This is a genomic window from Pantoea sp. EABMAA-21 (genome assembly GCF_030053335.1).
Taxonomy (GTDB): Bacteria; Pseudomonadota; Gammaproteobacteria; order Enterobacterales; family Enterobacteriaceae; genus Pantoea; species Pantoea communis.
This window is the reverse complement of sequence record NZ_JASGBX010000003.1, coordinates 1-14,748: the sequence shown is the minus strand read 5'-3', so window position 1 is coordinate 14,748 and position 14,748 is coordinate 1. Positions and strand designations below refer to the sequence as shown.

At 54.2% G+C, this 14,748-nt stretch carries 14 protein-coding genes and 1 tRNA gene; 8 read left to right on the top strand and 7 right to left on the bottom strand.

The window, feature by feature from the left end:
- Position 1: 1 nt before the first annotated feature.
- Positions 2 to 1,312 (bottom strand): CYTH domain-containing protein, encoded by a 1,311-nt coding sequence (locus QMZ65_RS05565; RefSeq protein WP_097118148.1) that lies wholly within the window; start codon positions 1,310 to 1,312, stop codon positions 2 to 4.
- A 204-nt stretch (positions 1,313 to 1,516) separates the two neighbouring features.
- Between QMZ65_RS05565 and QMZ65_RS05560 the strand changes: the two genes are divergently transcribed.
- Positions 1,517 to 2,140, top strand: coding sequence for a TIGR04211 family SH3 domain-containing protein (locus QMZ65_RS05560; protein WP_034828360.1), 624 nt, complete (start codon positions 1,517 to 1,519; stop codon positions 2,138 to 2,140).
- Positions 2,141 to 2,281: 141 nt separating this feature from the next.
- Positions 2,282 to 3,514, top strand: coding sequence for a multifunctional CCA addition/repair protein (locus QMZ65_RS05555; RefSeq protein ID WP_283215557.1), 1,233 nt, complete (start codon positions 2,282 to 2,284; stop codon positions 3,512 to 3,514).
- A gap of 17 nt (positions 3,515 to 3,531) precedes the next feature.
- On the opposite strand, the gene bacA is transcribed toward QMZ65_RS05555, so the two are convergent.
- Positions 3,532 to 4,350 (bottom strand): undecaprenyl-diphosphate phosphatase, encoded by an 819-nt coding sequence (gene bacA / locus QMZ65_RS05550; protein WP_058959467.1) that lies wholly within the window; start codon positions 4,348 to 4,350, stop codon positions 3,532 to 3,534.
- A 191-nt stretch (positions 4,351 to 4,541) separates the two neighbouring features.
- Positions 4,542 to 4,901, bottom strand: a complete 360-nt coding sequence (gene folB / locus QMZ65_RS05545) for a bifunctional dihydroneopterin aldolase/7,8-dihydroneopterin epimerase (protein WP_034828354.1) — start codon at positions 4,899 to 4,901, stop codon at positions 4,542 to 4,544.
- 107 nt (positions 4,902 to 5,008) lie between these two features.
- On the opposite strand from folB, the gene plsY reads away from it, so the two are divergent.
- The gene (gene plsY, locus QMZ65_RS05540; RefSeq protein ID WP_034828352.1) at positions 5,009 to 5,608 is read left to right on the top strand and encodes a glycerol-3-phosphate 1-O-acyltransferase PlsY; all 600 of its coding nucleotides are present in this window, start codon (positions 5,009 to 5,011) and stop codon (positions 5,606 to 5,608) included.
- Positions 5,609 to 5,638: 30 nt separating this feature from the next.
- Here the strand turns inward: plsY and tsaD are convergent, their stop codons facing one another.
- A complete protein-coding gene (gene tsaD, locus QMZ65_RS05535) occupies positions 5,639 to 6,652 on the bottom strand; it encodes a tRNA (adenosine(37)-N6)-threonylcarbamoyltransferase complex transferase subunit TsaD (protein WP_097118151.1) in 1,014 nt (337 codons plus the stop codon).
- 278 nt (positions 6,653 to 6,930) lie between these two features.
- Between tsaD and rpsU the strand changes: the two genes are divergently transcribed.
- From rpsU to rpoD, 3 genes are all read left to right on the top strand, one after another.
- The gene (gene rpsU, locus QMZ65_RS05530; protein ID WP_001144069.1) at positions 6,931 to 7,146 is read left to right on the top strand and encodes a 30S ribosomal protein S21; all 216 of its coding nucleotides are present in this window, start codon (positions 6,931 to 6,933) and stop codon (positions 7,144 to 7,146) included.
- A gap of 118 nt (positions 7,147 to 7,264) precedes the next feature.
- Positions 7,265 to 9,010: a DNA primase gene (dnaG, locus tag QMZ65_RS05525; RefSeq protein WP_045814813.1), complete on the top strand. Its 1,746-nt coding sequence runs from the start codon at positions 7,265 to 7,267 to the stop codon at positions 9,008 to 9,010.
- A gap of 364 nt (positions 9,011 to 9,374) precedes the next feature.
- Positions 9,375 to 11,219 carry an RNA polymerase sigma factor RpoD gene (gene rpoD, locus QMZ65_RS05520; protein ID WP_034828348.1) on the top strand — a complete coding sequence of 615 codons (1,845 nt, stop codon included), beginning with the start codon at positions 9,375 to 9,377 and terminating at the stop codon, positions 11,217 to 11,219.
- A 48-nt stretch (positions 11,220 to 11,267) separates the two neighbouring features.
- Here the strand turns inward: rpoD and QMZ65_RS05515 are convergent, their stop codons facing one another.
- The 3 genes from QMZ65_RS05515 to QMZ65_RS05505 form a co-directional block, all read right to left on the bottom strand.
- Positions 11,268 to 12,026, bottom strand: coding sequence for a substrate-binding domain-containing protein (locus tag QMZ65_RS05515; RefSeq protein WP_034828346.1), 759 nt, complete (start codon positions 12,024 to 12,026; stop codon positions 11,268 to 11,270).
- An 88-nt stretch (positions 12,027 to 12,114) separates the two neighbouring features.
- Positions 12,115 to 12,630 (bottom strand): G/U mismatch-specific DNA glycosylase, encoded by a 516-nt coding sequence (gene mug, locus QMZ65_RS05510; protein WP_283215556.1) that lies wholly within the window; start codon positions 12,628 to 12,630, stop codon positions 12,115 to 12,117.
- Positions 12,627 to 13,214 carry a TetR/AcrR family transcriptional regulator gene (locus QMZ65_RS05505; RefSeq protein ID WP_097118153.1) on the bottom strand — a complete coding sequence of 196 codons (588 nt, stop codon included), beginning with the start codon at positions 13,212 to 13,214 and terminating at the stop codon, positions 12,627 to 12,629. The genes mug and QMZ65_RS05505 overlap by 4 nt, the downstream gene beginning before the upstream one ends.
- 136 nt (positions 13,215 to 13,350) lie before the next feature.
- Here QMZ65_RS05505 and QMZ65_RS05500 point away from each other — a divergent pair, with 136 nt between their 5' ends.
- Positions 13,351 to 14,133, top strand: coding sequence for an SDR family NAD(P)-dependent oxidoreductase (locus QMZ65_RS05500; protein ID WP_211728548.1), 783 nt, complete (start codon positions 13,351 to 13,353; stop codon positions 14,131 to 14,133).
- Between the two features lie 203 nt (positions 14,134 to 14,336).
- Positions 14,337 to 14,412 (top strand) — tRNA-Ile (locus QMZ65_RS05495).
- The last annotated feature ends 336 nt before the right edge of the window (positions 14,413 to 14,748 follow it).

Genomic DNA, 14,748 nt, shown 5'->3' with positions numbered 1-14,748 from the left:
CTTAGCGTTTCACTCCGCTATTCAGCCAGAACGGCGATGGCCGAATGGCCAGATTAACCAGTTGAATCAACCCGCGCTCCTGCTGGATGCGAATCGCATGCTGCAGCTCCTGCCAGCCTGCCAGCCAGACATTCACCTCTTCCGCTGGATAAGCCCCTGCCAGCAGATGCACCGCTAACAGCTGGCGATTCAGGCGCGTGGATTTGTCCTGAAATTCGTTAAACAGCTGCACGTCGACAAAGGTCTCACGCAGATCGGCAGCAATACGGCTGAGCATGATGTCGCTGAAGCGTTTGAACGAACCTTGCAGCTTGCTTTTGCTCTTATCATCCAGCCAGTTCTGCCATTGTGATTCCACCAGCCAGTGAGTAAGTGCTAACTGGGCATCAACAGAGACCGTAGAAAAACAGGCGGTTTCCGCATCAATTTCTGCATCTGCTAACAGCTCATCGAGACGCGTCAGCTTCTGACGCAGATCGCTGCTCGCCTTGCGCGGCACCAGCGCACCAAATAGCGAGAACGCCTGTCGCAGGGTTTCCAGCGCATCCATCACCGCTTCTTTGGCATCGGCATTTCCACGCAGCCACACTTCTTCATGGTACTGCCACTGGTTAAGACCGGCGGTCATCGCGTTGATCATGCCCTGCTCTACCGTGGCTTTAGCGCCGATTTTTTGTAGCGCTAATGCACGCAGCGGACGGGCAGGATTGCCCTGAGCCAGCTGATAACCGCGCGCGGCTTTGCTCAAGCTGCCCAGGCGCAGGCCGCCTGCGGTGATCAAGGCTTCAGCGAACTTCAGCATGTCGGCGCGCTGGCCGCTTTTCAGCTCCAGCTCCACTTCGTACAGCGGCTCGCTCAATTCACCTGCGGCAACGTCTCCGCGATCAAACGCCACTTCAATTTCGCTCTCACCAAACTGCACCAGCCAGGCTTCACGCTGGAAATGGGTGCTGAACAGCGGTTGCAGGCGCTGCTGTAATGCCGCCACATCGGTGCCTTCTGGCCAGATTTCAGCCGGCAGCTGGGCGATATCCAGCGTTGGCTCGGTGAGGTCGACGTTATATTCCGGGCGCTGATGCAGACCGCCCACGGTTTTGCCGGCGGCCTTCAGCGTCATCTCATAACGCTGATCGACACCGCGGATGCGCAGGCCCATATCCCAACGACGTAGCTGATTGTCATCGGTCTCAAAATAGATGTTGGTCAGCTCGCGTGCGGCGAAGTGCTGATGTGGCCACGCGGCAAGGGTTTCACCGAGTTTTTCGGCGGCTTGTGGTGTGGCAATGAACTTTAATTCGATTTCGATGGTCATAATTTTTTATTCAATACGCTGCTGGCACTTACGAGTTTAATCTGGCGAAGAGTAATGCACCGGAAGCCCGCTGTCTCCGCTTTCTTGTGCTTTTACGACCCTTTTCGCACCAGATTGAGACCAGGATAGTTCTCATTCAGATTTTTGAGAAGCGTCTCCAGACTGTGCCGGTAATTTTACGCCATTAAGAAAAAACGACATCGAATGAAAAAAATCACACTTGCTGCCCTTTCTTTGCTGGCATTTAGCGCCATCGCCCCCGTTCATGCTGCTGACGAAAAGCGTTATATCTCCGATGAATTATCCACTTGGGTACGCAGCGGCCCGGGCGATCAATATCGCCTGATTGGCAAGCTGAATGCCGGAGAGGAAGTCACCCTGTTGCAGGTCAACAACGATTCCCAATATGGCCAGATTCGTGATGCCGAAGGGAAAACCAACTGGATCCCACTGTCCCAGTTGAGTGCCGAACCGAGCCTGCGCACTCGCGTGCCGCAGCTGGAGCAACAGGTCAAAGATCTCACCGCTAAGCTGGCGAATATCGACAACAGCTGGAATCAGCGTACTTCTGAAATGCAGAGTAAAGTGGCGAACAGCGACGGCACCATTGACGGCCTGAAAGCGGAAAATCAAAAGCTGAAAAATGAGCTGATTGTCGCGCAGAAAAAAGTCAGCGCCGCGAACGTCCAGTTGGATGACAAACAGCGCACCATCATCATGCAGTGGTTTATGTATGGCGGCGGCGTGTTAGGTGTTGGCTTACTGCTTGGTTTGGTGCTGCCGCACATGGTGCCGCGCCGCAAGAAAAACGATCGCTGGATGAACTAAAACCGCCACGCCGATTTGTTCTTTTCTTCAAGGGGATCGTAAGATGCCCCTTTTGGCGTGCCCGATATTTAGCCAAAGTATGCAACAATAACGCAACATGCGTGCACGGCGCGCAGAATACATTGCCTCTGGAGTGGTTGAGTGAAGACGTTTCTGGTCGGTGGCGCGGTGCGTGATGCTTTACTGCGTTTGCCGGTAAAAGATAGAGATTGGGTGGTGGTCGGTGCCACACCTGAAGCGATGCTGGCACAAGGTTATCAGCAGGTGGGCCGGGATTTTCCGGTTTTTTTGCACCCACGCAGTCGTGAAGAGTATGCACTGGCGCGTACCGAACGCAAAAATGGCAAAGGCTACACCGGTTTCGTCACGCAATTTGCGCCAGACGTGACGCTGGAGCAGGATTTGCAGCGCCGCGATCTCACCATTAATGCCATTGCGCAGGCTGACGATGGCAGCTTAATCGACCCTTATCGCGGACAGCAGGATTTGGCGAAACGCACCCTGCGCCATGTCTCATCCGCTTTTAACGAAGATCCACTGCGCGTGCTGCGCGTGGCGCGTTTCGCTGCCCGTTTTGCCCACCTCAATTTCCGTGTTGCGGATGAAACGCAGGCCTTAATGCGTGAGATGGCGGAGAGCGGCGAATTAGCTGACCTCACGGCCGAACGCGTGTGGAAAGAGACCGAGAAGGCGCTGCTGACCCGCAATCCGCAGGTCTATTTTCAGGTATTGCGTGACTGCGGCGCATTGCAGGTGCTGTTCCCGGAGCTGGATAACCTGTACGGCATTCCGGCGCCGATCAAATGGCATCCCGAAATTGATACCGGCGTGCACGCGTTAATGACGCTGACGATGTCTGCCGCGGTGTCAGAGGAATTGGACGTGCGCTTCGCCACGCTGTTCCACGATGTCGGTAAGGCGCTGACGCTGCCGGAAAAATGGCCGAGCCATCATGGCCACGGTTTAGCCGGTGTGCCGATTGTCGAAGCGCTGTGCCAGCGGCTGCGCGTGCCCAATCAGGTGCGCGATCTGGCACTGGTGGTCACGGAATTCCACGATATCGTCCACACCATTGAACGCCAGTCAGCGGAATCACTGGTTGCCCTGTTCGATCGCATTGATGCATGGCGCAAGCCCGATCGCGTAGAGAAGATGGCACTGACCAGCGAAGCCGATGCGCGTGGTCGCACCGGAATGGAAAGCATGGCCTATCCACAAGGCGATTATCTGCGTCAGGCGTTTGCGCTGGCTCAGGCGGTACCAACGAAGGATGTGGTTGCAGCAGGTTTCAAAGGACCAGCCGTGCGGGAAGAGTTGACGCGTCGTCGGGTGATGGCAGTGCAGGATGGGTTGATCAACGTGCGGCCAGCATAACCGGCCGCACGCCGCGCTTACATGAAGATGGCGTAAACCGCCGCCGCCACGATAAAGCGATAGATAGCGAACGAAACAAACGAGATACGCTTAATCAGTTCCAGGAACACTTTGATCGCCAGCAGAGCAACGATAAAGGCGGTCACGAAGCCGACGGCGAACATTGGGAAATCCTGCATGGTCAGGAAGCCCATGCTCTTGTAGAGATCCAATCCGGTGGCACCAATCATCATCGGCACCGCAAGGATGAATGAGAACTCTGATGCAGCATAACGGCTCACGCCCATCAGCATACCGCCAGAAATGGTGGCACCCGAGCGCGAGAAGCCCGGCCACAGCGCCAGACACTGGAAGCAACCAATCATAAACGCCTGGCGGTAAGTGATATCATCGATACCTACCGCTTTAGGCTGTTTAGGTTTGAAGTACTCAGCCACCAACAGCAACACGCCGCCGACGACCAGTGCGTACATCACGTTAATCGGATTAAACAGGCTTTTGATTTGATCGTGCAGCAGCAAGCCAATCACCACCGCCGGAACCATACCTAACAAAATGTGAATCAGGGTCAGTTTCCCGGTTCCAGTGCCTTCATGCGGCTCTTTACCGAAGTGAATACCAATCAGTCCGAACAGGCGACGCCAGAACATCACCACTACCGCTAAAATTGAACCCAGCTGAATGACGACTTCAAAGGTTTCAGCTTTATCGCCCTCGAAGCCCAACAGATGGCCAACGATGATCATATGGCCCGTAGAAGAGACCGGCAGGAATTCCGTGAGGCCTTCCACAACCCCCAGGATTGCAGCAACCCAAAGCTGGTGAATATCTGCCATCAAAATTTTTCCTCTATCCGTTTTAAACAGTAAAAAGGCGGCCGCAAGGTGCTACCGCCTAAAATTATGCCTGCGCCACGCTGAAGGAAACCTTAAGAAAATCGGCAACTTCGCGTCCGTTAGCGCAACGGCCTCAAGTGAGACACACCATAATTTGGTTTGGTTTCATTGTGATGGCAATCACGGATGATTTATTTAGGAATAGTCCCGCGCTCGATACGCACGCCAACGGTCGCTGCCTGGGCCACCGCGCCAGGTTTCCCGACCTTGATGCGCACACCGGGCGTTTTGAAACGATTCATCAACAGATCGGCAATTTCTTCCGCCACGCGTTCGACCAGGGCAAAGCGCTGGCCCTGCAGATGATTGAGGATAACCTCGGTGACATCGGCGTAGCTCAGACAGTCGTTCACATCGTCACTCACCGCAGCACGACGGTTGTCCCACGCCATTTCGACATCGAGCACCAGCTTCTGCTGCATGCCCTGTTCCCAGTCGTAAACGCCAATGGTGGTGAACACGGTGAGTTGTTCTATAAATACGATATCCATGATGTCAGTCTCTGTTTTTGGCTAAGCCGGATACCACTTCCGGCGGATTATGCGTATTATCCACGCTTATCGAGAACAAAACGACCCAAAAGGAACGGTACGAGGCTATGAGTGCTATCGCGCTTGGTATGATTATTTTCGCGTATCTTTGCGGCTCGATTTCCAGTGCGATCCTGGTTTGTAAACTCGCGCGTTTACCCGATCCGCGTACCGCCGGCTCCGGCAACCCTGGTGCGACCAACGTGTTGCGCATTGGTGGTAAAGCCGCTGCGGCTGCGGTACTGATCTTCGACGTGGCAAAAGGGATGATTCCGGTGTGGATCGCCTATCTGCTGCACGTCACGCCGATGTATCTCGGCTTAACCGCGATTGCCGCCTGTCTCGGCCATATCTATCCGGTGTTTTTCCGTTTTCGTGGTGGTAAAGGCGTGGCAACCGCATTCGGTGCGATCGCGCCCATTGGCTGGGATTTGACGGGATTGATGACCGGCACCTGGCTGCTGACGGTGCTGCTGAGCGGCTACTCCTCGCTGGGTGCGATTGTCAGTGCGCTGATTGCCCCGTTCTACGTGTGGTGGTTCAAACCGCAGTTTACCTTCCCGGTTTCGATGCTCTCCTGTTTGATTCTGTTGCGTCATCACGACAACATCCAGCGCCTGTGGCGCGGGCAGGAAAATAAGATCTGGAAGCGGAAAAAGAAGAAATAAAAAAACCGGCGCGATGCCGGTTTTTTCGTTTTAGATGGCGGGCAATTCGGCCAGTGGCCAACGTGGCCGGACACTGACGCCCAATCCACCGCGTGTGCCGCCTTTCAGCCGCACCATGCCAGCGTAGGCAATCATCGCGCCGTTATCAGTACAGAACTCCGGGCGTGCATAAAACACCTCGCCACCGCGCTTTTGCATCATCTCGGCCATACGCTCACGCAGCGTACGGTTGGCGCTGACACCACCGGCAATCACCAGGCGTTTAAAGCCGGTCTGCTCCAGCGCGCGTTTGCATTTGATCATCAGCGTATCCACCACTGCATCCTCAAACGCACGAGCGATATCGGCACGCGCCTGCTCATCTCCGTTATGTTCACGAATGGTGTTGGCGGCGAAGGTTTTCAGACCCGAGAAGCTGAAATCCAGCCCTGGGCGATCGGTCATCGGGCGCGGGAATTTGAAGCGACCCGGCGTGCCCTGCTGCGCCATGCGTGACAGCATCGGCCCGCCCGGATAATCCAGACCGAGCAGTTTGGCGGTTTTATCGAAAGCTTCGCCAGCCGCATCGTCAATCGATTCACCCAGCAAAGTGTATTCACCAATACCCGTGACGCTGATCAACTGCGTGTGACCACCCGAAACCAGCAATGCCACAAACGGGAATTCCGGTGGATTGTCTTCCAGCATCGGCGCCAGCAGATGGCCTTCCATATGATGCACAGGCACCGCAGGCACATTCCACGCAAACGCCAGTGCACGGCCGACAGTCGCCCCGACTAATAGCGCACCAACCAAACCTGGACCGGCGGTATAGGCCACGGCATCAATGTCTTTTGCGGCTAATCCGGCTTCTTTCAGCGCAGCCTGAATCAGCGGAACGGTTTTACGCACGTGGTCACGTGAGGCCAGTTCGGGCACCACACCACCGTAATCAGCGTGCAGTTTGACCTGGCTATATAATTGATTCGCCAACAGACCGGACGCATCGTCATAAATCGCGATGCCGGTTTCATCGCAGGACGTTTCAATACCCAGAACTCGCATAGCTTTTATCACCCTCTTCTTGCGGCGCGCAGTGTAGCACAGGCGAATCACACGCTGGACGACTTTGCCAGGAAAAAGTGTTTTTCTGTCGCACAAAGAGTGCGCTATACTCCACGGCCTGAAAAAACCGGCAGCCGCGATGGCATATGTCTCTGTTGGTTCTAAATTGTTCATGGTGCTTTACAACTCGGCTACGGCTGGAGTAAAATGCTGCACCATTTTAAAAGTGCTGGCGCCGCAGTCAGCAGCAAAACCGAATTTATCGAGGTAAGAGTTACATGCCGGTAATTAAAGTACGTGAAAACGAGCCTTTCGACGTAGCACTGCGTCGCTTCAAGCGTTCTTGCGAGAAAGCAGGTGTTCTGGCGGAAGTTCGTCGTCGTGAGTTTTATGAAAAACCAACGACTGAGCGTAAGCGCGCTAAAGCGTCTGCTGTTAAGCGTCACGCCAAGAAACTGGCTCGCGAAAACGCACGCCGCACTCGTCTGTACTAATTTCTTTCGGAAGTTCGCTTCCGCCGCGTGTTAAACGCAGACAGAGTCAAGTAAGAGGCCGTGCTTTCCGAAAGGAAGCGCGGCTTGTTGCCGTTTATGAGCTGAAAAACCGGGGCTTATGGCTGGACGAATTCCACGCGTATTTATCAATGACTTACTTGCCCGCACGGATATCGTGGATCTTATCGATGCCCGCGTTAAGCTGAAAAAGCAGGGTAAGAACTATCACGCGTGCTGTCCTTTTCATAACGAGAAAACCCCCTCTTTCACCGTAAGCGGTGAGAAGCAGTTTTATTACTGCTTCGGCTGTGGCGCCAAGGGTAACGCCATCGACTTCCTGATGAATCACGATCGTCTGGATTTCGTTGAAAGCGTTGAGGAGCTGGCCACGCAACACGGCTTAGAAGTGCCGTATGAAGCGGGCAACGGCCCCAGCCCGATGGAACGTCATCAGCGTCAAAGTCTGTATCAGCTGCTGGAAGGCCTCGACGGTTTCTATCAGCAAAGTCTGCGTAACCCGCAAGCGACATCTGCACAAAATTATCTCGCCACACGCGGTCTCAGCCAGCAAGTGATCGATCACTTCGCGATTGGTTATGCGCCAGCAGGCTGGGATAACGTGCTGAAACGTTTTGGTCAGCAGAAAGAGGACCGCGAATCCTTGATGGAAGCGGGCATGCTGGTCAGTAACGATTCCGGCCGCACTTATGATCGTTTCCGCGATCGCGTGATGTTCCCGATTCGCGATAAGCGTGGGCGCGTCATTGGCTTTGGTGGACGTGTACTGGGCAACGATACGCCGAAGTACCTTAACTCGCCGGAAACACCGATTTTCCATAAAGGCCGTCAGCTATATGGCCTGTATGAAGCGCAAAAGAATCATCCGCAGCCAGCGCGTTTACTGGTTGTAGAAGGCTATATGGACGTGGTGGCGCTGGCGCAATTTGGCATTGATTATGCCGTTGCCTCGCTGGGCACCTCGACCACCGCGGAACACATTCAGCTGCTGTTCCGCTCTACCGACACGGTGATTTGCTGTTACGACGGCGACCGCGCGGGGCGCGAAGCCGCATGGCGTGCATTGGAAACCGCATTGCCTTACATGAATGACGGTCGTCAGCTACGCTTTATGTTTTTGCCAGATGGCGAGGACCCGGACACGCTGGTGCGTAAAGAAGGCAAAGAGGCGTTTGAAGCGCGGATGGAGCAGGCTTTACCGCTCTCCACGTTTTTATTCGACAGCCTGATGCCGCAGGTCGATCTGAGCACGCGTGACGGTAAAACCAAGCTGGCCACGCTGGCGCTGCCGTTGATTAGCCAGATCCCCGGTGAAACTTTACGCATTTATATGCGTCAGAATCTGGGTAATAAACTCGGCATTCTGGACGATAACCAGTTAGACAAGCTGATGCCAAAGCAGGCAGAAAGCGGCACTGCGCCAACGGCTCCCCCGTTGAAGCGCACCACCATGCGCGTGTTGATTGCGTTACTGGTGCAGAATCCGCAATTTGCCGCCATCGTTCCTACGCTGGACGGGCTTGAGCAGTCAAAAATGGCGGGTTTGCCGCTGTTTGTGGAGTTAGTCAGTCGTTGTACGGAGAATCCTGGCCTGACGACCGGACAGCTACTAGAGTTATATCGCGGGACAGAATTTAGCCAGCCCCTTGAAACGCTGGCCACCTGGAACCACATGATAGTGGATGAAGAAGCAGAAGCCGTGTTCCAGGATTCACTGGCGAGTCTTTATGACTCAGCCCTTGAACAGCGCCTTGAAGCGCTTATCGCTCGCGACCGTACCGAAGGCCTGAGCGCCGCCGAACGCCGCGAGTTCTGGGCCTTAAGCCAGGCATTAGCGAAAAAATAAGATTATTACCGGGTCAGAACTGTGAAGGCTGTGAAAGCACACATTCTGACTTGGGTGTACGGTTTTCGCTTTTTTAAGCACACCGTACGAGGGCCGTCGGCGTCGAAGCCAGTTTCGTTACCGCCAGCGCGCAGCAACCGGAGCGTACTGAAGTACGTGAGGATTGTGAGCACTGCCGGGGACGAAAATGGCGAGTAAGCCAGGCCCGCTAAGAAAGAACTCAAGCGGCTTAAGTGCCGATATATGAAGGGTCGATACCCTGGCCGCGTTGAAGGCAGCGGCAAAAGAACAACGCCTTCACTGTTATAGTTGGCTCGCTGCCGACCGACACCAATCTAATTAACAGAAGTGTGGATACCGTCTTATGGAGCAAAACCCGCAGTCACAGCTTAAGCTGCTTGTCACCCGTGGTAAGGAGCAGGGCTATCTGACCTATGCTGAGGTCAATGACCATCTGCCGGAAGATATCGTCGACTCCGATCAGATCGAAGACATCATCCAGATGATTAACGACATGGGTATTCAGGTTGTTGAAGAAGCACCTGATGCCGATGATCTGATGCTGAATGAGAACAGTACTGATACTGACGAAGATGCCGCAGAAGCTGCCGCGCAGGTACTCTCTAGCGTTGAATCTGAAATTGGCCGTACTACTGACCCTGTGCGTATGTATATGCGCGAAATGGGTACCGTTGAGCTGCTGACGCGCGAAGGCGAAATCGACATCGCTAAGCGTATCGAAGACGGTATCAACCAGGTTCAGTGCTCAGTTGCCGAATACCCGGAAGCCATCACCTATCTGCTCGATCAGTACGATCGTGTGGAAGCGGGCGAATCTCGCCTGTCTGACCTGATCACCGGCTTTGTTGACCCGAACGCGGAAGAAGATATCGCGCCAACTGCCACTCACGTGGGTTCTGAACTGTCTGAAGAAGACCGTAACGACGACGATGAAGAAGACGAAGATGGCGACGACGACAGCTCTGACGATGATAACTCCATCGATCCAGAACTGGCGCGCGAGAAGTTCAACGATCTGCGCACCCAGTACGAAACTACCCGTACCGTAATCAAAGCTAAAGGCCGCAGCCACGCTGATGCCGTTGCAGAAATCAATAACCTGTCTGAAGTGTTCAAACAGTTCCGCCTGGTACCGAAGCAATTCGACTACCTGGTGAACAGTATGCGCGTCATGATGGAGCGCGTGCGTACGCAAGAGCGCCTGATCATGAAGCTGTGTATTGAAATCTGCAAAATGCCGAAGAAGAACTTCATCACCCTGTTCACCGGCAATGAAACCAGCCCAAGCTGGTTCAAAGCGGCGCTGGCCATGAATAAACCCTGGTCAGAGAAACTGCTTGAAGTTGAAGATGATGTGACGCGTTCACTGCAGAAATTGCAGCAGATTGAAGAAGAGACCGGCCTGACCATCGAGCAGGTTAAAGACATCAACCGTCGCATGTCGATCGGCGAAGCCAAAGCGCGTCGTGCGAAGAAAGAGATGGTTGAAGCGAACTTGCGTCTGGTTATTTCTATCGCGAAGAAATACACCAACCGTGGTCTGCAGTTCCTCGATCTGATTCAGGAAGGTAACATCGGCCTGATGAAAGCGGTTGATAAGTTTGAATACCGTCGTGGTTATAAGTTCTCAACTTATGCGACCTGGTGGATTCGTCAGGCTATCACCCGTTCTATCGCCGACCAGGCACGTACCATCCGTATTCCGGTGCATATGATTGAGACCATCAACAAGCTCAACCGTATTTCGCGCCAGATGCTGCAAGAGATGGGCCGTGAGCCAACGCCGGAAGAGCTGGCTGAGCGTATGCTGATGCCAGAAGATAAGATTCGCAAAGTGCTGAAAATTGCTAAAGAGCCGATCTCTATGGAGACGCCGATTGGTGATGATGAAGATTCACATCTGGGCGATTTTATCGAAGACACCACGCTGGAGCTGCCGCTGGATTCTGCTACCTCAGAAAGCCTGCGTTCAGCCACCCACGACGTGCTGGCGGGTCTGACTGCACGTGAAGCGAAAGTCCTGCGTATGCGTTTCGGTATCGATATGAACACTGACCACACGCTGGAAGAGGTTGGCAAACAGTTTGACGTTACCCGTGAGCGTATTCGTCAGATCGAAGCCAAGGCGCTGCGTAAGCTGCGTCACCCAAGCCGCTCCGAAGTGCTGCGTAGCTTCCTTGACGATTAATCCTCGTTAAGACGAAAAACCCCGGCTTGCCGGGGTTTTTTATTGCCTTCAAAACGGCGTTAGCCCTTTTTCCTGCATCATTTTGCGCGCTTTGTCGCTCTGCAAATACTTCACAAACTGCGCCGCCGCCTGCTTCTGCTGGGTGCTACGCGTAATCACCGCACCGTATAGCGTATCCTGCTGCACCGTTGGCGGAATCAGCCCGACAATGGTAATCCCCTTCACCGCCTGCAGCTCACTGTTCTGCTGGAAGCCCAGCTCCGCTTTCCCTTGTGCCACCGCTTCACCCACTGGTGTGGCAGGGATCACAGACACTTTGCTGGCGGTCTTCGGCCCCAACTCCAGCTTGCTCAGCATCTTGCCTTGAATATATTTGCCGCTGGCACTGTCTGATATCGCGATGCTGGAGGCTTCCGTGAGGACCTGTTTGAATTTCGCTACCGTGCTGATATCCGGCGGCGTCATGCCCTGCTTCACCGCCATCGCGATATAAGAGTGCGCCAGCACCTGATGGCTGCTGCTATCCACAAATTTGGCCTGCTCCAGCGGTTTGATGGCGTAATCGACCATCACCAGCACATCGGCATTATCCTGACGTTTCAGACGATTAGGGATCGCCTGTGGCGTATCGCCCATCGATGGCGCCGCTTCCAGCTGCAGGGTATTGCCAGTTTGCTGCTGATAATCCTGCTTCAGGCTCTCAATCACCGGATACATGCCACCGGAGCTAAATACTTTCAGCGTCTCTGCCTGTGCCGTCTGTTGCGCCATCACCAGCAGCGCCGCTAACGCGATTGTGCGTTTCATCTTCCCTCTCTTTATTTGCCATAAAGATTTGGGTTTAGTCAGAAACCGCAAATTGAACAACTTTAGGGCCGCGTTAAGCGGAGCACGCTCACGCGTTATTCTGTAACCAATCATGAAGTTGGCGATAAGCTGCCGCCATCTCCTCTATCGTCGCGCGGTTCAATCCGCTGGGATTGGGCAGCACCCACAAACGCGTTTCGCCCAAGGTTTGCGGCTGCTCACCCCACTCCACTTTGCGCTGTCGGAACGCTTTCTGGAACGCATCTTTACCCAGCACCGCCAGCGCACGCGGCTGATAGCGTAAGATCTTCTCCTGCAAACGCGCCCCGCCATCGCGCAGCTCATTACCCGCCAACTCGTTAGCCTGAATGGTCGGACGCTCAACCAGCATAGTGATGCCACAACCGGTTTCCAGCAGCCGCTGCTCCTGTTCCGGTTTCAGCAATTCGCGGGTAAAACCGGCCTGATGGATCACTTTCCAGAAGCGATTGCCGGGATGGGCAAAGTGAAAGCCGGTGTGCGCCGAAGACTTACCCGGATTGATGCCGCAAAACAGCACCTGCAAATCCGGTGCAATAATGTCCTGAATATTGTGCTCGCTCATGCACTCTCCAATCCTGCGCGCTGTTTCACCGAGCGACGGCTAACCGCCAGCATATTGCGCGCTTCCTCATCATCCGGACAGGCGCGCGCCAGCGCCACCGCACCGACCATTTCGGCCAGCATACTGGCGGCGACATCATCAGCCTGAGGATGGTGCATTTCATTGAGTGCCTGCGCCAGCCGTTGCCGCACCGCATCACGACGTTGTGAGAACAGCGTGCGTGTTTCAATCGGCAGATGGGCAATCTCACTCACCAGCGCAGGCATCGGGCAGCCTTCTCCCGGCGTGTTGCGATGATGCTCAGAAAGATAGTTGTCGATCAGTTGGGCCAATCGCTCGGCTGGATCTTCGAGTTGGGTGATGGCGGCAAAGCGCTGTGCCGAATCGGCAAACATCTCGGCAATCACTGCTTCAACCAGCGCTTCCCGCGAATCAAAGTGCGCGTAGAAGCCGCCGTGAGTTAATCCCGCGCGCTTCATCAGCGCCGCTACGCCAATGCCTTCAGTGCCGCATTCACGCATCACCACTGCTGCCTCATCCAGTATGCGCTGCCGCGTGCGCGCCTTGTGGCTCAGCTTTTCCATCTCTCACCATCCTGCTCATCGTTAATGGCAATCAGTGTAATTATTACGATCATCATATTCCAGCTTGACGAAAAATATGATGATCGTCATATTAAGTTCCATCAGATATGACAACCATCATTTACAGGAACCGACCATGACACAGCAACTGGCTTTGATTACCGGCGCATCCAGCGGCATTGGTGCAACTTACGCGAAACAGCTGGCCGCGCGCGGCAGCAATTTGATTCTGGTGGCGCGTGATGAATCGCGTCTTAACCAACTGGCGCAGTCGCTACGTGACGCGCACGGCGTGGAAGTGAGTGTGCTGGCGGCCGATCTGACGCGCACTGAAGATTTGCAACGCGTGGCGCAAACCCTTGCGGACAACGAGCGGATTACGATGCTGGTGAACAATGCCGGGATGGCAGTTGAAGGCGAGTTCGTCGCGGGTGATATCTCGCAAATACAAACCATGCTGACGTTAAACATTGTGGCGCTGACGCAGTTGGCACATGCAGCCGCGCAAGCATTCCACCGTCGTGGTACGGGAACGATTGTGAATATCGCTTCAGTGTTGGCGCTGGTGAATGAAATGGCGAATGGTGCGTACAACGCCAGTAAGGCCTTTGTGCTCTCTCTGACGCGCAATATGCAGCGTGAGCTGGCGGAGAGTGGCGTGCGTATTCAGGCGGTATTGCCGGGCTTAACCCGTACCGAAATCTTCGAGCGCTCGGGGAAATCGGTTGATGACCTACCGCCAGAAAGCGTGATGGAGGTTGAGGATTTAGTCGCAGCCGCGCTGCACGGAATGGATAGTGGCGAGCTGATCACCATTCCTTCAGTGGAAGATCTGGGACTATGGCAGAGCATGGAGAGCGCGCGCTTCGCCATCCTGCCGTATATCTCGTTGAATAAACCGGCTTCGCGCTATTTGTGAGTTTTGAGTGGTGATTGAGATGAGGTGGAAGGATGCCCTTGTCTCAAAAACCTGCTGAGGTTGTGGGCTGATTGAGCGATCTTAGGTGGTGGATAGGGATTTTTGCTTGGAGATCAAGGAGTCAGAGGTTGTTCTAATTTTCACCAACCGATTGGCGAACGCTGGATCACCCCTCCGAGATACTTTATAATCCCCGCTCCGCTGGCCCCTTAGCTCAGTGGTTAGAGCAGGCGACTCATAATCGCTTGGTCGCTGGTTCAAACCCAGCAGGGGCCACCAAATTATCAACGACTTACCTCAGAAGCTACAGTTAAGCCGGTTTTCCAGGATACTCATAGGATACCGGTCATAAGTAGTTCAAAGTAGTAATCCCCTCACCCCACATTTAGCTAATCTCGTCACTCTAAGCTGTTTCAGCCCTAAAGCTACGTAGTAATCAGGTCACCTGTAGTATAAAGCTGCTCAGCAGTGCAACGTCTGCTTTGAGCGAAAAACAGACGTAATGTCTCATTGAAAAAGGGCGCAGGATTATATTTTCTGTAATAGCCCCCGTTTAAACCGGACACTTCACCAGTAAGACATAGTCATAGAGCTATGTTTAAGGAGTGTCCTGTG